Here is an 18,649-nt window from a genome sequence, read left to right as displayed (position 1 = left end):
AGTACGCCGCAGGTATGGGATGTGAGCGACCGGCCCGAATCGGAAACCGGGCGCGGAACACGATCGTTGGCGTGGCGAGACGTGGCGGGGAGGGCTCCGCGATCGGGCCCGAACCGGCCCGGCGCGGGCCGGCCGTCGCGAGGGGCGCGGGTCGCATCCTCGCGAGGCCGGCAGGGTGTCCGTAGCCGCCCTCGCGGCATATCCGAAATCTTGGTGAATGGGAGTCATCTGTGATCGTCGGTCTGGTCACCGCTGTCGCGGCCTCCGCGTGCTACGGCGTGGGGTCGGTGCTGCAAGCGGTCGGGTCGCGGCGATCCGCGCGCGAGGAGGAGGCCAAACGGGCCGAACGGGGCGGCGGCACCGCCCAGGTGACCGGGTACGGCGGTCCGAGCCTGTCCTCCACCGCCAAGGCCGCGGTCACGTGGGAGTTCATCGTCGGGACCCTGCTCGACTTCGTCGGCTTCGCGCTCGGCGCGTTGGCGGCGCGGTTGTTGCCGCTGTTCCTGTCCCAGACCATCATCAGCGCGAACCTGGTGATCACCGCCGTGCTCGGGATCAAGCTGCTGGGGATCAAGCTGTACCGGGCCGACTGGACCTCGATCGGCGTGGTCTGCGGCGCACTCGTCCTGCTCGGCGTCGCGGCCGGTCCCGAGGGCGACGGGCACAGTCCGCGCGCCACGCACTGGTGGGTGCTGATCGTCACGTTCGTGGTGATCATCGGCGGCACCGTGCTGGTCCGCTTCCTGGGCGCCAACGGTGCGATCGTCGCGGGTCTGCTCTCCGGGCTCGGCTTCGGCGGGCTCGGCATCGGCGTGCGGATCCTGGACGGCGTCGACCCGTTCGACCTGGGCAAACTGGCCGCCGACCCGGCGCTGTACGCGGTGCTGATCGGTGGCATCGGCGGAATGTACCTGCACACCATCGCGTTGCAGATCGGTTCGGTGAACGGCGCGACCGCCGCGCTCGTGGTCGGCGAGACGGTGGTGCCCGGCGCGGTCGGCGTGTTGTGGCTCGGCGACACCTCACGGGACGGGCTGGCCTGGATGGCCGTGCTGGGCTTCGTGCTCGCGGTATCCGGCGCGGTGGCCGTCGCGTACTTCGGCAAGCACGAACCGGAGGAGCCGCAAAAACCTTCCTCCGGCCCGGATCCGGATCCCGCCGAGGCCGCCGCCCGGAGCTGATCGGCCGGACGCCGCGCGAACGCCCGTCGGGCGCGCGGCGTCCGGTTCGTGACACCCCGAGTGGCAGCCCGAGTGGCAGCCCGCGTGGCGCCCCGCGTGGCGCCCGATCCGCAGCCTCGCCGAAGTCAACGGCGGGTGACGCGAACCTCGGACACACCGAGCAGCCCGGCCAGCCGCACCCGGGCCGTGCTCTGCCCCGGGTCGACCGCGAGCCCGTCGGCGCGCAGCAGATCCAGCAGCAGCCCGGCCATCGGCATCACCATGTGCCGCCCCCAGCACCGCTCCGAGACGTGCCCGAAGGGCAGGTATCCGGGCTGTTCGTCCGGGTCGAGCCGGGCCCAGCGCTCGGGGCGGAACTCGTCGGGGTCCGCCCAGATAGCCGGATCGCGGTGGGTGAGCAGCGGCAGCAGCAGGACGTCGTCGGTCGCGGTGATCCGCGGGTCCACCGCCGGGTACTCGGGCGAACTGCGGCGCAGAATGCTCCAGGACGGGGGCAGCAGGCGCATCGTCTCGTAGAGGATGTGCTCGTTCGGGGTGTCGTCGTCGAACGGCGATCCGAGCCACAGGGCGCCGGCGACGAGCGTGGAGACGGTGAAACAGACCGGGGCCGCCGCACGCCGGTACAGGCCCATCGCGTGCCGCCGGTCCCGGTAGGTCCGCGCCTCGGCGGTCAGGCCCGCGATGGCGGACACCGGGGCCCCGGGGCGGAGCCGGCCGGGCAGCGCCGCGCCCGCCGCGATGACCGTCCAGGTGAGCAGCAGGGTCAACTCCAGGGCGCGGTCCATCAGCACGCGCAGCCGATACGGATCCGCACCGAGAATCAGATCGCGCAGATAGACGTGCCCGACGTGCGGCCATTCACCGGTGAGGTCGGCCGTCGGCGTCGGTTTCGCCAACGCCGCCCGCACGTCGCGGCCGATGGCCCGCATGACGGTCGACGCCTCGGTACGCGGAATGCTTCTGCCCTGGAGCGGTTTGAAGGTCGGGCGCTCCACATCCGCGGCCGGCCGGGCGGCGAGAATCGCGTCGGTGCGTTCGGGCCCGGCAACCGCGACGGTATCGGCCTCCAGTCGAAACACGTCGTCGCCGCGATGGTCGTGCAGAAGGGCCTGCATCCGAGGCGCGAATACGGTGGTCCGGCTGCTCCGGCCGGTACCCGATACGTACATCCTGGTCTCCAAAAGCGGGCGGCCCGCGCCCGGCGTTGCCGGTGAGGGCGACGCCGGACGCGGACCGATGAGGCGAATAACGTCCCTGTTCGGATTGTCGATTCGCCGGCTAGTACCAGATGTACCAGGTGTAGGACTTCAGGCTCTTCCCGGGCGTAAACTTTTCCTTGATCGAGAAAAGAAGCTTCACGACAGGCACCTCCCTTTTACCGTGGACGGTCCTTTCCAGGCAATTCAAGCCTCGAAAGGTATGACCTCGACAGCTCGGAGCGGTTATTCCGGCTCGCTCGGAAAATTCTTCCGCCGCTCGCCGCCGGGTCGAGTAGAGCCCACGCCGATTCATGCTGTCAATAAGTACGCGGGCTCGATGATCAGGTGTCGAACCCGCCCTTTACCCGGTTCTACGCCCGGAAAACGCCTGGTGGTGTCGGTTCGGGGCGCCCAGCGCTCGTGATTACCGCAGGACTCACGCTTTTGGAAGCGTCGGATCAGGCCAATCGGGGGCCGGGCCGTCGATCCCGGTTTTGCGTGCGCTTTGAGAACGGACCCGACGGTCGCGTCGTGATACGCGTGGAGACGAGCCTTTGCCGATATTTCCTTCCCTTTGCCTCACCGGGCACCACCCGGCGGCATCGGCACGTGTTGGACCGCATTGATCCCGAATCAACCGACCGAATCGACCGTCGCACGGCCCGCGCCGATCTCTCGCCCGTCCCGGGCACGCAATTCCGCGCCGACCGCCCGCAACGCGCTCAACAAAGGCGACGGGCCGTAACCTCGGCGGACCGCCGCCATCAGATGCCGGCGCGGCGCGGGCGCGACGATCGGGCGCAGCACCACGCCGGGCGGCAGCGCCGGCTGGGCCAGCCGGGGAATGATCGTCACCCCCAGACCGGCCGCCACCAGGGCCAGTTGGGCGCCGAAGTCGGTCGAGGTGTGCACCAGGCGGGGCTGGAATCCGGCCTGATGACACGCGGTCAGGAGCAGGCCGTGGCAGGCCGTCCCGGGCGCGGTGATGATCCAGTCGGCATCGGCGAGGTCGGCCGCCAACGAGACCTCGGCCCGCTCGGCGAGCGGGTGGCCGACCGGCAACGCGATCTCGAACGGCTCGTCCAACAGCGGGTGCAACTCGATCCGCGGATGGTCGGGCGCGGGCAGGTCGGGGTGCGTCATCACGACCGCCACGTCCAACTCCCGGGCGGGCAACAGCGGGAGCGCCTGCTCGGTCTCGTACTGGACCACCTCGAACCGCCAGCCCGGATGGCTCACCTTGAGCCGGGCCAGCGCCGGCCCGACCAGGCCCGAGATACCGGACGGGAAGCCGGAGATCCGGGCCCGGCCGATCCGTCCGTCGCGCTGCGCGGCGAGGTCGGCGCGGGCCTGCTCCAGGCGGGTCGCGATCGCGTCGGCGTGGCCGAGCAACACATGGGCCGCGGCGGTCAGCCGGACCCCGCGGCCGTGCTTCTCCAGCAGCGCCGCGTCCGCCTCGCGGGCCAGCACGGCCAATTGTTGCGAGACGGCGGACGGGGTCAGGTGCAGCGACTGGGCCGCGGCGGCGACGGTGCCGTGTTGGTCGAGCGCGCGCAGGATGTTCAGTCGCTTGAGTTCCATGTAGGAAAACTACCGATTGAGGTATGGAAAATGTAGATGGACTCGATGGATGGCCAGGCCACACACTCTGCTCATGACCCGTACCGATTCACTGTCCGCCGCGCTCGTCAGCGTGATCTGGGGAGTGAACTTCGTCGCGATCGACGCGAGCCTCGACGACTTCCCGCCCCTGTTGTTGGCCGCGCTGCGCTTCGCCCTCGTGGCGTTTCCGGCGGTGCTGTTCGTCAAGCGCCCGCAGACGAGCCTGCGGCTGATCATCGGGGTCGGACTCACCGTCAACGTGGGCCAGTTCGCGTTCCTGTTCAGCGCGATGCACGCGGGGATGCCGGCCGGGTTGGCCTCGGTGGTGATCCAGTGCCAGGCGATGTTCACGGTCGTGTTCGCGATGCTGATGTTGCGCGAGGTCCCGGGCCGTACCCGGCTGATCTCGCTCGCGGTGGCCGCACTCGGGATGGGCGTGATCGCGTTCGGCCGGGGGCAGGGCGCGTCCCTGTGGCCGTTCGTGCTGATGATCGGCGCGGGTGCGTCGTGGGGCTTCGGCAACATGCTGACCCGGAAGGCGGGCATCCCGGGCGGCACCGGCCTGGTGGTGTGGTCCGCGCTGGTGGCACCGCTGCCGCTGCTGGCGCTCTCGCTCGCGGTCGAGGGCCCCGGGCAGGATCTGGACGCGCTCACCTCGGCCTCGTGGAGCGGCGTGGGCGGCCTGGCGTTCACCGTCGTGCTGTCCTCCTGGCTCGGCTACGGCCTGTGGTTCGCCCTGCTCGGTCGCCGCTCGGCCTCGGCCGTCGCCCCCTACGGCCTGCTCGTCCCGATCGTCGGCATCCTCGCCGCCTGGGCCGTCCTCGGCGAACGCCCGAGCTGGATCGAATCCCTCGGCGCCGCCATCGTCCTCACCGGCATAGCCCTGTCCGCGACCGCGGGAACAACCCCGCCCGCCCCTTCGACCGGCCCGCCCCTCCCCGACTCGAGCCAGCCGACCACGCCACGAACCCGAGCTTGACTCCTGGCACTACCTGCGGTCTTTCCTTGGACACGGCACCTCTCGGCGGAGGAGGTGCGAGAGTTCGTCGTCGACCCGGTCGATGCCACTCGTGACGTCGTGGATCTCGACGTCCACGCGAACCTGCACCGCGTCATCGTCGAATGGCGCGCCACCGCCGGAATCCTGGCCGACCCCGCCCTGGCCGCCGACCTCACCACGCCCCTGCCGAGCGAGGACCACGGCGAGGTGCCCACCCCGTGAGCCCCAAGCGCGGCAACGACGTCTCCCCTCCGCCGATCCGGACCGGCCGCATCGATTGCGGGGACGACTGGGTGTGCGCTCCCTCGGCGGCGAGAGTATCCGCAATGGGAGTACGAGGTGACCGCCGGTGGGCGGGTCCGCTACCTCGTCGACGAGGCGGGACGGACCGTGCATCTCGTCCATGCGTCCACCCGCCACCCGAAGGACACCGACCGCTGAGGCCCCGGGGCCCCTCCGGGTCGAGGCGCGAGGTGGGCATCGGCGCCGGCCGGCCCGCGTGCGCGACCCACTGCGGATGCCGGGTTCCTGGGCCGTATGCGTCGCGGGTGGGCGGTGGGGTCGGTAGCGTTGAGGGGTGGTTTCCGGTGGGGCGGGGCGGGGTGTCGGGGGGCTGGAGCGGGCCCTGCAGGGTGTGGTGGAGACCGGGCGCGGGGCGGCGGACGTCGTCGGGGTGGCGGCGGCGCGGTTGTTGAAGGTGGTGCCGGCCGACATCTGGTGTGCGGTGCTGCTGGATCCGTCGACGCTGCTGGACACCGGGGGCGTGCACGAGTCGGGATTCCCGGAGCGGGTGATGCCGCGGTTGTTCGAGATCGAGCACGTGGAGCAGGACGGGGTCGACAACCTGCGGGCGTTGACCCGCCGTGCGGCGCCGGTGAGTTCGCTGAAGGCGTCCACCGGCGGCGCGATCGAGTCCAGCGCCTACTACCGGGACATCCTGCACCCCCTGGACATGGCCGACGAGTTGCGCATCCTGTTGCGCGAACGCGGGCGCACCTGGGGCCTGGTGGTGCTGTGCCGGTCCACCGACAGTGCCCCGTTCGGCAGCCGGGACCTGGCCGCCGCGCGGGCGTTCGCGACGCCCACCACGCGGGCCGTGCGTCGGTCGCTCGTGGTCACCGGCACCGACGAGGGGTCCGCGCCGGACGGGCCCGGATTCGTCGTGCTGGACGCCGCCCAGCGGGTGGTCGAGTGCAGTCCCAGCGCCGAGCGGTTGTTGGCCCGGATCGAGGAGGGTGGCGCGGCCGGCCGGCCGAAGTCCTGCCCGTACGCCGTGCGCGCGGTGGCCGCGGCGGCCCGCGCGGGGCATCCGGGCACCACCGCCCGGTCCCAGGTCCGCACCCGCGACGGCCACTGGTTGGCGCTGCACGCCTGGCGGTTGTTCACCGCACCGGAGCCGGTGACCATGGTCGCGATCGGCTCGGCGGAGCCCGGCATGCTGATCGCGCTGGTGTTGGAGGCATACGGACTCAGCGAACGGCAGCGGCGAATCGCCCAGCTCGTCCTGCACGGTTGGTCCAGCGAAGAGGTGCTCGCCGAGTTGCACATCACCCGGAACACGCTGAACGACCACCTGGAGAAGATCTTCGACAAGGTCGGCGTGCGCAGCCGCCGCGAACTGACCGCCGCGGTCTTCTCCCGCCACTACCTGCCCCGCCTGGGCCTGGGTCCACTCGCCCTGGACGGCCGACTCACCGCCCCGCCGCCCGCCGCCTGAGCACCCCCACATCTGTGGGGTATTCGCGGCCGGCCACGCGGATTAACGTCCGAGTCACAGGGCGCGCCGACGGGGGATCAGGCGACCGGCGCGCACGGGGGAACACCGTCGAGGCTCGGGGGAGCGCCGACACGACGCGACGAGGGCGGCGATCGATGGCCGCAGCCGCACTCTCGGTCGGGTCGGTGCTCGGCGGTTGTTCATCGGGTTCGTCCGGGACGCCCGACGCGTCCCGGACGAACGCGGTCGGCACCTCGGGGGCCTGTCCGGTTCGGTGCGGATCACCGGCTACGGCGAAGCCACCTGCGGCCGGGTCTCGTACCGGGCGACGATCACCGGCGGCATCCGACAACGGCACGGCCCGAACGCCGCGACCCCGCGACCGGTCCTGCCGGCGCGCGGTCGCGGCGAGCGATAAGCAATGAGCGACGCCGCCCCGACAGGGCGGCGTCGACCCACCACCACCTACTTGCGCTTGTTGATCTCCGCCTCGAGCTGCGGCATCACCTTGAACAGGTCGCCGACCACGCCGTAGTCGACCAGGTCGAAGATCGGCGCGTCCTCGTCCTTGTTGATCGCGACGATGGTCTTCGAGGTCTGCATGCCCGCGCGGTGCTGGATCGCGCCGGAGATGCCCACTGCGACGTAGAGCTGCGGGGAGACCTGGGTGCCGGTCTGGCCGACCTGGTGGCTGTGCGGGTACCAGCCGGCATCGACCGCCGCGCGGGAGGCGCCCACGGCCGCGCCGAGCGCGTCCGCGACCGACTCGATCACGTGGAAGTTCTCCGCGCCGTTGACGCCGCGGCCACCCGAGACGACGATGTCGGCCTCGGTCAGCTCGGGGCGGTCGGACTTCTCGCGCGGGGCGCGCGAGACGACCTTGGTGCCGGTGGCGAGGGCGGTGAAGTCGACCGTCACGGCCTCCACGGCGGGGGTGGCCGGGGCCTCCTCCGGGGTGGCGGCGTTGGGCTTGACCGTGATGATCGGGGTGCCCTTGGTGACGTGTGCCTTGACCTGGTAGGTCGCCGCGAACACCGACTGCTCGGTGACCGGGCCGTCGGCGCCGGCCTCGATGTCGACCGCGTCGGTGATCAGGCCCGACTCCAGGCGCACCGCGACGCGCGCCGCGATCTCGCGGCCCTCGGCGGAGGAGGCGACCAGGATCGCGCCCGGCTCGCCGCCCTCGGCGATCTGGGTCAGCGCGTCGACGGCCGGGGCGACGAGGTAGTCGGCGACCTCGGGGGCGTCCACGACGTAGACCTTCTGCGCGCCGTACCTGCCCAGCGTCTCGGTGGCACCCTCGGCGCCCTTGCCCAGGAAGACCGCGGCCGGCTCACCGAGGCGGCGGGCCAGGGTCAGCAGTTCCAGGGTCGGCTTGCGAACCGCGCCGTCGGCGTGGTCGACGAGAACGAGAATCTCGGCCATGTGGGGTTCTCTCCTTGTCCGGTCGGCCCGGATTTCTCCGGCCGGGTTGCGATGCTTGGTCGTCCCGAGGAGCGACCGACACAAACGTGTCGAAACAGTCCGGTGCTGCCGACCGACTCAGATGAATTTCTTGGCGGCGAGGAACGCGGCCAGCTGCACGCCGCCCTCGCCCTCGTCCTCGACGACCTCGCCCTTGGCACGCGGCGGGCGCTTGGTCGCGGTGTCCACGATCGACCAGGCCGCGGACAGGCCGACCTGGTCCGACTCGATGCCCAGGTCGTCCAGGTCCAGCGACTCCACGTTCTTCTTCTTGGCCGCCATGATGCCCTTGAAGGACGGGTAGCGGGCCTCGCCGGTGCGGTCGGTGACCGACACGACGGCGGGCAGCGCGGCCTCGATCAGCTCGGTGGCCACGTCGCCCTCGCGACGGCCCTTGACGGTGGCGCCTTCGACCGTGATCTCGTCCAGGTAGGTGACCTGCGGGACGCCCAGGCGCTCGGCCAGCATGGCCGGCACGACGCCCATCGAGGCGTCGGTGGAAGCCATGCCACAGACGACCAGGTCGAAGCCGGCGCGCTCGATGGCCTTGGCCAGGATCAGCGAGGTGCCCAGTGCGTCGGTGCCCGCGATGTCGTCGTCGTTGACGTGGATGGCGTTGTCGCCACCCATCGCCAGCGCCTTGCGCAGCGCGTCCTTGGCATCGTCCGGACCGACCGTCAGGAACGTGATCTCGGCCTCGACGCCGGACTCCACGATCTTGAGCGCCTGCTCGATCGCGTACTCGTCCAGCTCCGACAGCAGCGAGTCGACCGACTCACGATCGGTGGTGCCATCGTCGTTGAAGCCCCGGTCCCCGGTCGCGTCGGGTACGTACTTCACGCAGACAACGATTTTCACAACAGTTCTCCTGTGGTCGTCCGGTCACCCAGGTGCCGGTCCGAGGGTGTCATGCCCGTCGACGGGGGCGGCGACAGGCCCACGGTTCCGGCCCCAAGATCCATCAATCTCCGCGCCACGATGCCACGCTCGCGCGAAGGTGCACGCGTGACACAGGGCACATTCAGTTCTGACGGTCCGTCAACTTCTGCTTCGAGAGTACGCGGTCTCGGCAAAGCCGCTGACCACCGGCCCGGTCTCGATCTCCGGACAGCTATGTTACCGGAGAGTAATACGAGCCTAGTACCGGCTGCTCGCACTTGTCACCGGTGCGCGGACCGAACGAGAGCAAGGTCACCGGGGCACCCAGCTCGGCGGCGACGAATTCCGGCCACTGCTCGGGCGTCGGCGCCGGCCGCAACACCGGTCGCGCCGCGAACATCCGCCCGGTCAGTTGCTCGGCGTGCGCGAGGTCGGGCACCGGGCTCGCCGAGGGCTCCTCGCCGAGGTACGACCCGGCCACCAACTCGCCGGGGCGCCCGAGCACGTCCGCGTGGGTGAGCGCCAGCCCGTGCACTCCCCCGCACACCGCGACCGCGTAGCGATGCGCCGGCACGTCGAAGTGCCCGACCCGGAAGGCGCCCTGCCAGCGCCCGGTCCCGTTGTGCGGGTCCGGCAGCGCGGCGGTCAGCGCCGCGTCCTCGGTGGGCAACGGCCCCGCGCCGTGCCGCGTCGTGTAGGTGCGCAGCACGCCGAGCCGATACAGCTCCTCGCCCGCCTCGGCGACCAGCGTCTCGGCGTTCGCGAAGGTCGTGGTCGACCAGGTGGTGTACGGATGGAACCCGTGCCACTCGTCCAACAGCGCCCCCTGCGCACCCTCGAAGACCACCGGACCGGCGCGCATCAACTCGCGCGCGTACGCGCGATCCACCATCCGCACGGCCCTCCCGAAGCCCAGGAAGGCCGCCACGCAGGCCGACACGTCCGGACCCAGGGGTGTCCCGAATTCGGCGCTCAGCGCGTCCCGTACGGCCGTCAACCGCCGCCGCAACAACACCGGCGAGGCGCAGTCCCCCACCCGCGGCGCGTCCTGCGGGTGGGCCAGCGCGAAGGCCGCCGTCTCGCCCACCCCCATTCCGCACGACCCGTGCCGGTTCGCGCCGCGGGCCGACTCCCGGGCCCGGTTGGCCGCCGCGTGGTACGGCGTGGTCAACAACGCCTCCCGGTCCGCGGTGAGCAGCGCGAGCGGCTCGGGCACGCCGAGCGCGCGCAGGTGCTCGGCCTCGGCGGCCAGCGCGAGCGGGTCCACCAGCATGAACCGGGACAGGTGGGTGCGGGTGCCCGGGGTGAAGGTCCCCGCGCCGAACTGGGCGAAGGTGTGGTGCCGCCCGTCGTCGGTGACCACGTTGTGTGCGGCCTGCGCACCGCCGTTGAAGCGCACCACGGCGTGCACCGGCCGCCCCTCCTCGCGCGCTCGCGCGCACAGCCGGTCCACCGTGGTGCCCTTGCCCGCGTCGCCGAACCCCAGGTCGACGACCGCGATATGACGTGGTGTCACAGACGCGTGGTGCCCGCGTCGCCGACGCCGTCGAGGCCGGGCAGCGAGCCGGAGACGGCCACCGCGCCGCCGGTGCGGGCGTAGGAGGCCAGCGCCTTGGAGACGTTGGCGACCTGGGCGGTGGCGCCCACCTCGCGCAGGTGTTCCAGGCCCTCGTCCAGGTCGATCGCGTCCTCGGCCAGGCCGATGGTCAGCGCGATCGTCTCGCAGACGCCGTCCGGGTCGTCGAGTTCGATCACGTGCTGCCCCAGCAGGCCCTTCCACTCGCCGAGCACCTCGGCGTCGCCCACGTAGGACGAACCGGCCGGGAGGATGTAGTAGACCTCGTACATGCGCTGCAATTCGGCCAGGATGCGCTCGATCGGAATGTCCTCGGCGAGGTCGTCGCCGATGAACTCCCTCACCTCGGCGCGGCGCACCCGGCGGTAGGGCATCTCGTCGCCGATCACGAACAGGTAGCCGCGCTTGCCGCGCTTGTCGTGACAGTCGATCGAGGTGTGCCGGGCCATGAAGTACAGGGCCAACTCGTAGGATTCGCGCTTCTGGCCGCCGCCGCCACCCTCCAGCAGGATGTTGCCGAGCTGGTCGTCCATCCTGTTGTCCGACTCGAACTGGCCTATCTGCAAAGGCACTCGGTCACAGGTCGCGTCGCCGATCGCGCCGAACATGATCTGCGGATCCTGCACGTAGCCCTTGCGCAGCAGCAGGCCGAACAACTCGGGCAGCTTGGTCTGCAGCGTCTGCGGGACCCGCAACATCGAACCGGTCACGTCGAACAGCACCGAGATGGCCACCGAGGTGGGGTGCTCGTCGCTGTCCCGGCTCTCCCGCACGCTCGCCAGGCGCGGATCCAGGTCGTCGTGCGCCTTCCAGGCGCTGTGCGGCGTGCTTCGCTTGGTGACGTGGTCGTAGTGGAACGCGCTGCGTCCGGCGGCCGCGTTGTAGCTCTGCGCCGCGTCGTAGACGTTGGTGGACCAGTTGCCACTGCCCATGGTGCTCACTCCCCGATCGGATGCGTTGGGATCCGTGCGCGGGTCGGCCCGGCGGGCCGACCCGCGACTAGATGGAATCGACCGGCTCGTCGCCGGTGCGGGCGGTTTCGGCGGCCGGCGCCGGAACCTTGGTCTCGCGGCGCGTGGGCATCGCGAACGGCCGGAATCGGCGCGGTCCGTAGAGCTTGCCGAGCAGTTCGTCCAACTCGCCGAGCAGCTTCCACGCGTCGTGCGGACGGCGGGCGGGAGCGGGCAGCGAGCAGCCTCGGGCGAAGCGCAGCAGCGGCTTGGGCGCGTCCGGGGCGAGCAGGCCGGTGATGCACGCGGTGGCCATGTAGACGTCCGCGGCGGTCTCCGGCGGCTGCTTGCCGGGGATCTCCGGCGGATACAGGTCCGCGTGCCGGTCGATCATCGCCGGCACGTGCTCGACCGCCTTGGCCCGCAGGATCGCCTCCGGCCGGTCGGTGTCCGCCGGGGCGTCGAGCAACACCGAGTAGCACCAGTCGACCAGGACGAGTCCGTGCTCGCGCGGGTGGATGAGCACGTGGTCGGGGGTGATCGCACCGTGCACGACGCCGGCCCGGTGCGCGTATCCGATCGCGACGAGCAGGCGGCGCCACATCCACGCCACGTCGCGGGCGTCCAGGCCGTCCGGGTACGCCTCGCGCACCTCGGTCAACGAGCGGAAGCCGCGCACCCGTTCGAGGACGTTGGCGCGCCGCTCGATCCCGCTCTTGGCGTCCCGGTGCCGGAAGGTCTCGATCAGCCGGGGCACGTAGTTCGCGTACTGGGGATCACCTTCGCGGGCGATCCGTTCCAGCGCGGTGGCCTCGCGCTCCATCAGGTCGTTGTCGCTCACCGAACGCGGCAGCTTGAGCAACGCCCGCGCCTCGCCGTCGTCCTCGGCCCGGTAGCCGACCTTGTACAGCGTGGCGATGTCGCCGCTCGCGCGCTCCTCGCCGACCGAGTAGACCCGGCGCTTGGTGGTGATCACCACCTGACGGCCGGTCACGCCGGTGATGTCCTGCTGATAGCGGTTCCACAATTCGCCCAACTCGGCGAAGGCGCGGGCGGCCTCGGTGCGCCGATCGGCGGGCGCGGTGTCCGGGTGGAGCAGCCGGGCGAGTTGGCGATACGTGCGGTTGCCGGCGCGCAGACACGCCTCCGGCGTGCCGTCGTAGGGCCCGAAGACGCCCTGTGGGTCCGGTGCGCGGCTCAGCAGGTCGAGCGCGGCCGGGTAGGTCGTGGGGGTGGTCGAGGTGGTGCCGGGCGTCCTTGTCATCGGGAGTCCTCCTCCGGGGACGGGCGCAGCAGCGCCGGGTGCAGCAGACGTGCGGGGCCCGCGCGGTACAGCCGGGCGCGGCGACCGCCGCGAGCCCCGCCGCGCGCGGTGGTGGCGCCGGTGTCCTCGACGAAGCCGGGCACGGACAGCACCTTGCGGTGGAAGTTGCCGGCGTGCATGGGTTGTCCCCACACCGCCTGGTAGACCTCGCGCAGTTCGGTGACGGTGAATTCCTCACCGGCGAACGCGGTGGCCAGTGGCGAGTATTCGAGTTTGGCACGGGCGCGCTCCAGGCCGTCGGCGAGGATGCGCGCGTGGTCGAAGGCCAGCGTGTCCGGATCGACCTCGGCCACCGGCACCCACAGTGCGTGGGCGGCGTCGCCGCCGGCGGTCGGGTCGGGCAGGTCCGGCGCGAAGGCCAGGTGCGCGACCGAGACGATCCGCATCCGCGGGTCGCGTCCGGGCGCACCGTAGGTGCCCAGTTGTTCGAGGTGCACCCGGTCGAGTCGGGCACCGGCGGCGAGCCCGGTCTCCTCGGCCAGTTCGCGCGCGGCGGCCTCGCCCAGGTCCTCCTCGTGCCGGGTGCCGTCCGGGTCGACCACGGGCCGCACGAAGCCGCCGGGCAGCGCGAGCCGGCCCGCGAAGGGCATCTCGCCGCGCCGCACGAGCAGCACGTGCAGTGCCTTCGGCGACTCCTCGCCGGTGCCCTCCGGCGCGGTGCCCGCCCGGTCGGCGCCGCCGAGTTGGCGAATCGTCAGCGCGACGATGTCGACGGTCACCGCGATCGGATCCCAGGCCCTGGGGTCGTAGGACGCGAGCCATTCGCGTTCGGTGATGGCAGTGTCGGCCATGTCGCACTTCCCTCCGATGTGCCCACTGCGATGCACGTCCGACGCAGTCCCGCCGGTTCACGTTCCCGACACCGACTCGACGGTTGTTCTCCGAATGAGATGTTCTTAGGTTGAGAACAACATACACGGCGACCCGGACACCGGCGAGGGGGTTATCCCTCGAAGAGTCGCCTCCCTCTGGTAGGCATGGGCGATCCATTCGCCGCCCGCGTGCGGACCACCGGCGGCGGCCCCGAACACCCGAGCAGATGCGGAGAAGGTGGCATGTCCGATATGACCGGTCCCGACATGAACGCCGTCGTGGGCGAGCAGGACCTACTGCTCGTCACGCTCGACGCGCTGCGGTACGACGTGGCCGTCGAGCTCGCCGCGGCCGGCAGGCTGCCCAACCTCTCCCGGGTCCTGCCCGAGGGCGGCTGGCAACGCCGTTACACCCCGGCCGCCCTCGCCTTCGCCGCGCACACCGCGTTCCTGGCGGGCTACCTGCCCACCCCCGCGGGCCCCGGCCCGCACCCGCGCCTGTTCGCCGCCCGACGCGGCGACACCGAGTCCACCGACGCGCACACGTGGTTGTTCGACACCCCGGACCTGCCCAGCGCGCTGACCAAGGCGGGCTACCACACCGCGTGCATCGGCGGCGTCGGCTGCTTCGACAAACAGGGCGCGCTCGACTCGGTGTTGCCGGGGATGTTCGCCGAAAGCCACTGGGACCCCGAACTCGGCGTCACCTCACCGATCTCGTTCGAGGCCCAGGTCGCCCGCGCCGAACTGGTGGTCGGCGGCCTCGACCCGGACCGCCGACTCTTCCTGCTCGTCGACGTCGCCGCCATCGCCCAGCCGAACTGGTTCCACACCCCGGGCGCCACCGCCGCCGACGGCGACAACCGCGACACGCACGCCGCCGCGCTGGAGTACGTGGACCGGCACCTGGGCCGGCTGTTTCGCGCGATGAGCTGCCGCAGACCCTGCTTCGCCATCGTCACCGCCGACCACGGCACCGCCTACGACGAACGCGCGGAGGCGGCCCGCGAAGTGGTGTGGACCGTCCCGTATGCGCACTTCACGATGAGCCCCGGCGAGTGGTGAAGCGCGCCCGACGAGGTCGATCCGGATCCGCTCGTGGATCAAGTTGGCGAACCGAACGCGGATCCGGTAAGTTTTCGCCGCGCAGGCCCCAATAGCTCAGTCGGTAGAGCGTCTCCATGGTAAGGAGAAGGTCTACGGTTCGATTCCGTATTGGGGCTCCAGGCAAACGAGAGGCCCCCCGGTCCGCCGGGGGGCCTCTCGCGTTTCGCCGATCCGTCCCTCGGGACGTCCCGGGCCGGATCTTTCGCCGGTCTTTCACCGACGCGCCGCGGCCGACCGGGCCCGCCCGGCGCGGCTCAGCCGAACCGGGCCGCCAACCGCGCGTCCAGGCCCGCGAGATGCTCTCGTCCGTAGGGGCCGTTCTCCAGGCCCGCCACCAGCGCGGGCGGCAGGTCCCGGGTGTACTCCGCCGAGCAACTCGCCGCCGCGAGCGCGATGGTGGCCACCGTGTCCACGTCGCCGGTGTACGCCACACACGCCTTCAACAACGCGGCCGTGCCGGTGTGCGCGGCCAGCGCGGTGATCGCCGCGCGGGTGCTGTCCATGCCCGGCGAGCCGACCTTGCCGCGCCACGGCTGCGCCCACACGGCCGGCCCGGTCGACGCGGGCAGCGTCGCCACCAGCCACGTCGGCAGTTCGGCGACCGGACCCAGGCCGTACCGGCAGTAGTGCACCGCCAGCGCCGCCGCGGTCGCCGAGGTCATCCCGCCGAGCGTGCGGTGGGTGATCCGGGCCTGCGTCGCCGCCATCCGGCGCACGTCGGCCGGGTCCGGCAAGAGGCCCAGCACGCCCGCGCGCATCGCCGCGCCACTCTTGTCGCTCTCCGGCCGCAATACCGCCAGCAACTCCGCGCCGTCGGCGACCTCCTCCAGTACGCCACGAAACCCCCGCGCGTAACCGGCGCGCGCGTCACGCTTGTACGCCCGCACGAACAGGTCCGCGAGCGCCGGTATCCCGTGATCGTCGCCGAGCAACCATTCGGCGACCGCGATACTCATCTGCGTGTCGTCGGTATATCGGCCGGGCAGCACGTCACGATGACGAGGATGCTGCACATAACCGGCGAGTGTGTTGCCTCGCACGACGAACGAACGATCGGCGTACTCGAATCCCGCCCCGTACGCATCCCCTACCGCGAGTTCCACCAACATCGGGACCACTTCCTCCACTCGGGTGGACCGCCGGGCAACCGCGGCGACGGCGCCCCACCTCGCCGACTCGTGGCGGTAGAGCGTACCGTTGCCCGGGGGCGGCAACCTGATGGTCCGTCAGTCGTCGCGTGGGGAGCCCTGCGTGCGCCGGAGTGCGAGGGCGTACGCCACAATTCGGTACGGACCCGCGCGCACCACATGTCCCTCTCCGGAGTGATGCTCCTCGCGCCGTGTCCAACTACAAGACGTTTCCGCGCCGCGGCGGATACCGTCAACGATGATCACGCGATCGTCGGGACACACCGGAGGTACCAACCGGCTCGTCCGAACGGGTGATAACGGGTGATGTGGCTCGTTCACACGGCCGCTGGGGATTGTGGCCGGCTCGTCCGAGCGGCGACCGCACCGACATTGCACGGTGACGGATCGCCCCCGAGGAGGAAAGGTGGGGCGGTGGATCGACCATCATGGGCGCCGGGCACAGCGTGGGTCCAGGCGTGCCGGGGGACCGGCATGTGCGCCCGGACCACCGTGGGGAGCGCAGGGTGAACGGCGGTACGGACGACGCGCGGGCCGACGGGGCCAGGCCGTCGCTGAGCCGATTCGCCCGCGACTGGGCCCGGGCCGTCGAGGGCACCAGCTTCGTCCCGTTGAGCGGTGCCGAGATCGAGCAATACCTGCGCGACCAGGCGCTGCGCCTGGCGCAGGCGCTGCGCACCGAGCCGTTCGACCCGGCCGCGGCGCGCGAGGTCGGCGCGTCCCTCGTCGGCGAACACTTCACCGGCAGCGGCACGCTGGAGCGCACCCTGGGCCTGGTCGGCCCGTGGTGGCCCATCCTGCGCCGCGAGGCGGTCTCCCGCGGTCGGGATCCCGACGCGTACCTGGAGCGCATCGCCGGGCTGATGGGCGCGCTCGCGGCGGGCTACGCGGAGGCGCTGCGCCGGCGGACCCTGGACGAGCAGGAGGCCATCCACGCCGCCGTCCTGGTCGCCCGGGACAGCGCGGAGCACGCACTGCACACGAGTGAAGCGCGCTTTCGGGCCGTTTTCGACCAGGCCGCGATCGGCATCGGGATCGGCGACGTCGACGGCAACGTGATCGACGTCAACCAGGCGATGACCACGATGTTCGCGGCCAGCGTCGAGGAGATGTGCAAGCGGCAGGTCCGCGACTTCATGCACGACGGCGACACCGACCACATGTGGAAGCTCTACGACGAGTTGATCAGCGGCGAACGCGACCACTTCGCCCTGGAGAAGCAGTTCGAGAAGGCCGACGGCGAGACGTTGTGGACGCACCTGTCGTTGTCCCTGGTCCGCGACTCCAAGGGCAGCCCCGAGTACCAGGTCTGCATGCTGGAGGACGTCACCGACCGGCACCGCCTGCACACCCGGCTGCGCCACCAGGCGATGCACGACCAGCTCACCGGGCTGCCCAACCGCGCGCTGTTCGTCGAACGACTGACCGCCGCGTTCGAACACCCGGGCCCCGGTGACCGGGTCGGCCTGTGCTACCTGGACCTGGACGGGTTCAAGGTGGTCAACGACAGCCTCGGGCACGACGTGGGCGACCAGTTGCTGGTCGCGGTCGCCCGGCGGCTGAGTCGGTACGCGGGCCAGGCCGGGCACCTGATGGCGCGGATGGGCGGCGACGAGTTCGTCATCCTGGTCGAGCACTCCACCGGCACCGGCCAGGTGGTGGCGCTGGCCGACGGCGTGTTCGCCGCGCTGCGCGAGCCGTTCCGCATCCGCGGCCACGACCTGACGGTCACCGCGAGCATCGGCATCGTGGAGCGGCCGGTGGCCGGCACCAGCCCGGCGGACACGCTGCGGGCGGCCGACATAACGCTCTACTGGGCCAAGTCCGACGGGCGCGGGCGCTGGACGGTGTTCGACACCGACCGCAACGACCGCGAGGTGGCGCGCTACACGCTGTCCGCGGAGATGCCCGCCGCGTTGCACCACGGCGAGTTCTACGTCGACTACCAGCCGCTCGTCTCGCTCGCCGACGGCGGTGTGCTCGGCGTCGAGGCGCTGGTGCGCTGGCGCCATCCGCGCAACGGCCTGGTCGGCCCGGACCGCTTCATCGGGCTGGCCGAGGAGACCGGGCTGATCGTGCCGCTGGGCATGCACGTGCTGGAGCAGGCGTGCCGCGAGGCACGCCGCTGGCAGGACCTGGAGCCGGACGGCGCCCCCTTCATCAGCGTCAACCTGGCCGAACGCCAGTGCCGCGAACCGGGCCTGGTACGCCAGGTGGAGCGGGTGCTGGCCGAGACGGGCCTGGATCCGGGCCGACTGCAATTCGAGCTGACCGAGAGTCAGATCATGTCCACCGACGGTGGTCCGCTGGAGCGACTGCGCGAACTGGCCGCGATGGGCATCCGGATCGCGATCGACGACTTCGGCACCGGCTACTCGAACCTGGCCTACCTGCGTCGACTGCCGGTCTGCGAGCTGAAGATCGCCGGCTCCTTCGTCGAGGGCCTGCGGCAACCCGGCGACTCCGATCCGGTGGACGGCCGGATCGTGGCCTCGCTGGTCGAACTGGCGCACGCGATCGGCCTGACGGTGACCGCGGAGGGCATCGAGACCGCGGTCCAGGCGGAGCGGCTGCGGGCGATCGGCTGTGACGCCGGGCAGGGTTGGTACTTCTCCCGGCCCGGGCCGCCGGACCGCATCGAGGGCATGTTGGCGGGGGTCAAGGAGCGCAGTTGAGGGTGGGGGCACGCC

At 71.3% G+C, this 18,649-nt stretch carries 17 protein-coding genes and 1 tRNA gene; 8 read left to right on the top strand and 10 right to left on the bottom strand.

All coding sequences use genetic code 11. From position 1 onward, the window contains the following. Nucleotides 1–230 precede the first annotated feature (230 nt). Entirely contained in the window at nucleotides 231–1,181 is a 951-nt protein-coding gene (locus ACH4U8_RS24450; RefSeq protein WP_395780178.1) for a hypothetical protein, read from the top strand. A 125-nt stretch (nucleotides 1,182–1,306) separates the two neighbouring features. On the opposite strand, the gene ACH4U8_RS24445 is transcribed toward ACH4U8_RS24450, so the two are convergent. The 3 genes from ACH4U8_RS24445 to ACH4U8_RS24435 form a co-directional block, all read right to left on the bottom strand. After that, complete coding sequence (locus tag ACH4U8_RS24445; protein WP_395780176.1) at nucleotides 1,307–2,350, bottom strand: cytochrome P450; 1,044 nt, start codon at nucleotides 2,348–2,350, stop codon at nucleotides 1,307–1,309. Between the two features lie 109 nt (nucleotides 2,351–2,459). After that, nucleotides 2,460–2,693, bottom strand: a complete 234-nt coding sequence (locus tag ACH4U8_RS24440) for a tryptorubin family RiPP precursor (RefSeq protein ID WP_395780174.1) — start codon at nucleotides 2,691–2,693, stop codon at nucleotides 2,460–2,462. 320 nt (nucleotides 2,694–3,013) lie between these two features. After that, nucleotides 3,014–3,961: a LysR family transcriptional regulator gene (locus ACH4U8_RS24435; RefSeq protein WP_360314819.1), complete on the bottom strand. Its 948-nt coding sequence runs from the start codon at nucleotides 3,959–3,961 to the stop codon at nucleotides 3,014–3,016. 73 nt (nucleotides 3,962–4,034) lie between these two features. On the opposite strand from ACH4U8_RS24435, the gene ACH4U8_RS24430 reads away from it, so the two are divergent. From ACH4U8_RS24430 to ACH4U8_RS24415, 4 genes are all read left to right on the top strand, one after another. Further along, complete coding sequence (locus ACH4U8_RS24430; protein ID WP_395780172.1) at nucleotides 4,035–4,961, top strand: EamA family transporter; 927 nt, start codon at nucleotides 4,035–4,037, stop codon at nucleotides 4,959–4,961. Between the two features lie 54 nt (nucleotides 4,962–5,015). Next, entirely contained in the window at nucleotides 5,016–5,204 is a 189-nt protein-coding gene (locus ACH4U8_RS24425; protein ID WP_395780170.1) for a hypothetical protein, read from the top strand. A gap of 355 nt (nucleotides 5,205–5,559) precedes the next feature. Next, nucleotides 5,560–6,699, top strand: coding sequence for a LuxR C-terminal-related transcriptional regulator (locus tag ACH4U8_RS24420; RefSeq protein ID WP_395780168.1), 1,140 nt, complete (start codon nucleotides 5,560–5,562; stop codon nucleotides 6,697–6,699). A 196-nt stretch (nucleotides 6,700–6,895) separates the two neighbouring features. Then, entirely contained in the window at nucleotides 6,896–7,117 is a 222-nt protein-coding gene (locus tag ACH4U8_RS24415) for a hypothetical protein (protein ID WP_395780166.1), read from the top strand. A 47-nt stretch (nucleotides 7,118–7,164) separates the two neighbouring features. Here the strand turns inward: ACH4U8_RS24415 and ACH4U8_RS24410 are convergent, their stop codons facing one another. The 6 genes from ACH4U8_RS24410 to ACH4U8_RS24385 all read right to left on the bottom strand — a co-directional run bounded on the left by ACH4U8_RS24410 (nucleotide 7,165) and on the right by ACH4U8_RS24385 (nucleotide 13,683). Beyond that, nucleotides 7,165–8,124 carry an electron transfer flavoprotein subunit alpha/FixB family protein gene (locus ACH4U8_RS24410; RefSeq protein WP_360314807.1) on the bottom strand — a complete coding sequence of 320 codons (960 nt, stop codon included), beginning with the start codon at nucleotides 8,122–8,124 and terminating at the stop codon, nucleotides 7,165–7,167. A gap of 117 nt (nucleotides 8,125–8,241) precedes the next feature. After that, on the bottom strand, nucleotides 8,242–9,021 hold the full coding sequence (locus tag ACH4U8_RS24405) for an electron transfer flavoprotein subunit beta/FixA family protein (protein WP_395780164.1): 780 nt from the start codon (nucleotides 9,019–9,021) through the stop codon (nucleotides 8,242–8,244). A 253-nt stretch (nucleotides 9,022–9,274) separates the two neighbouring features. Next, nucleotides 9,275–10,558, bottom strand: coding sequence for an adenylosuccinate synthetase (locus ACH4U8_RS24400; RefSeq protein WP_395780162.1), 1,284 nt, complete (start codon nucleotides 10,556–10,558; stop codon nucleotides 9,275–9,277). Next, entirely contained in the window at nucleotides 10,555–11,550 is a 996-nt protein-coding gene (locus ACH4U8_RS24395) for a hypothetical protein (protein WP_395780547.1), read from the bottom strand. Before ACH4U8_RS24395 ends, ACH4U8_RS24400 begins: the two co-directional genes overlap by 4 nt. Before the next feature lie 67 nt (nucleotides 11,551–11,617). Further along, a complete protein-coding gene (locus ACH4U8_RS24390) occupies nucleotides 11,618–12,832 on the bottom strand; it encodes a lipopolysaccharide kinase InaA family protein (protein ID WP_360314801.1) in 1,215 nt (404 codons plus the stop codon). Further along, on the bottom strand, nucleotides 12,829–13,683 hold the full coding sequence (locus ACH4U8_RS24385; RefSeq protein WP_360314799.1) for an NUDIX domain-containing protein: 855 nt from the start codon (nucleotides 13,681–13,683) through the stop codon (nucleotides 12,829–12,831). Before ACH4U8_RS24385 ends, ACH4U8_RS24390 begins: the two co-directional genes overlap by 4 nt. Before the next feature lie 288 nt (nucleotides 13,684–13,971). Here ACH4U8_RS24385 and ACH4U8_RS24380 point away from each other — a divergent pair, with 288 nt between their 5' ends. Further along, entirely contained in the window at nucleotides 13,972–14,769 is a 798-nt protein-coding gene (locus ACH4U8_RS24380; protein WP_360314906.1) for an STM4013/SEN3800 family hydrolase, read from the top strand. An 85-nt stretch (nucleotides 14,770–14,854) separates the two neighbouring features. Further along, nucleotides 14,855–14,930: transfer RNA gene (locus ACH4U8_RS24375), tRNA-Thr, on the top strand. 135 nt (nucleotides 14,931–15,065) lie between these two features. Here ACH4U8_RS24375 and ACH4U8_RS24370 read toward each other — a convergent pair. Continuing rightward, a complete protein-coding gene (locus ACH4U8_RS24370) occupies nucleotides 15,066–15,920 on the bottom strand; it encodes an ADP-ribosylglycohydrolase family protein (RefSeq protein ID WP_395780160.1) in 855 nt (284 codons plus the stop codon). Between the two features lie 467 nt (nucleotides 15,921–16,387). Here ACH4U8_RS24370 and ACH4U8_RS24365 point away from each other — a divergent pair, with 467 nt between their 5' ends. After that, on the top strand, nucleotides 16,388–18,634 hold the full coding sequence (locus tag ACH4U8_RS24365; protein ID WP_395780158.1) for a putative bifunctional diguanylate cyclase/phosphodiesterase: 2,247 nt from the start codon (nucleotides 16,388–16,390) through the stop codon (nucleotides 18,632–18,634). The last annotated feature ends 15 nt before the right edge of the window (nucleotides 18,635–18,649 follow it).

It is taken from the genome of Embleya sp. NPDC020886, from assembly GCF_044333915.1.
Taxonomy (GTDB): Bacteria; Actinomycetota; Actinomycetes; order Streptomycetales; family Streptomycetaceae; genus Embleya.
The sequence above is the reverse complement of the archived record's forward strand: the minus strand, read 5'-3'. Positions and strand labels throughout refer to the sequence as shown.

What these genes read in the sequence shown, in the direction of transcription:
- ACH4U8_RS24380 (WP_360314906.1), top strand. Translation starts at nt 13,972, where the DNA reads ATGAACGCCGTCGTGGGCGAGCAGGACCTACTGCTCGTCACGCTCGAC.
- ACH4U8_RS24365 (WP_395780158.1), top strand. Translation starts at nt 16,388, where the DNA reads ATGGGCGCCGGGCACAGCGTGGGTCCAGGCGTGCCGGGGGACCGGCAT.
- ACH4U8_RS24410 (WP_360314807.1), bottom strand. Translation starts at nt 8,124, where the DNA reads ATGGCCGAGATTCTCGTTCTCGTCGACCACGCCGACGGCGCGGTTCGC.
- ACH4U8_RS24395 (WP_395780547.1), bottom strand. Translation starts at nt 11,550, where the DNA reads ATGGGCAGTGGCAACTGGTCCACCAACGTCTACGACGCGGCGCAGAGC.
- ACH4U8_RS24370 (WP_395780160.1), bottom strand. Translation starts at nt 15,920, where the DNA reads ATGTTGGTGGAACTCGCGGTAGGGGATGCGTACGGGGCGGGATTCGAG.
- ACH4U8_RS24435 (WP_360314819.1), bottom strand. Translation starts at nt 3,961, where the DNA reads ATGGAACTCAAGCGACTGAACATCCTGCGCGCGCTCGACCAACACGGC.
- ACH4U8_RS24445 (WP_395780176.1), bottom strand. Translation starts at nt 2,350, where the DNA reads ATGTACGTATCGGGTACCGGCCGGAGCAGCCGGACCACCGTATTCGCG.
- ACH4U8_RS24385 (WP_360314799.1), bottom strand. Translation starts at nt 13,683, where the DNA reads ATGGCCGACACTGCCATCACCGAACGCGAATGGCTCGCGTCCTACGAC.
- ACH4U8_RS24390 (WP_360314801.1), bottom strand. Translation starts at nt 12,832, where the DNA reads ATGACAAGGACGCCCGGCACCACCTCGACCACCCCCACGACCTACCCG.
- ACH4U8_RS24430 (WP_395780172.1), top strand. Translation starts at nt 4,035, where the DNA reads ATGACCCGTACCGATTCACTGTCCGCCGCGCTCGTCAGCGTGATCTGG.
- ACH4U8_RS24440 (WP_395780174.1), bottom strand. Translation starts at nt 2,693, where the DNA reads ATGAATCGGCGTGGGCTCTACTCGACCCGGCGGCGAGCGGCGGAAGAA.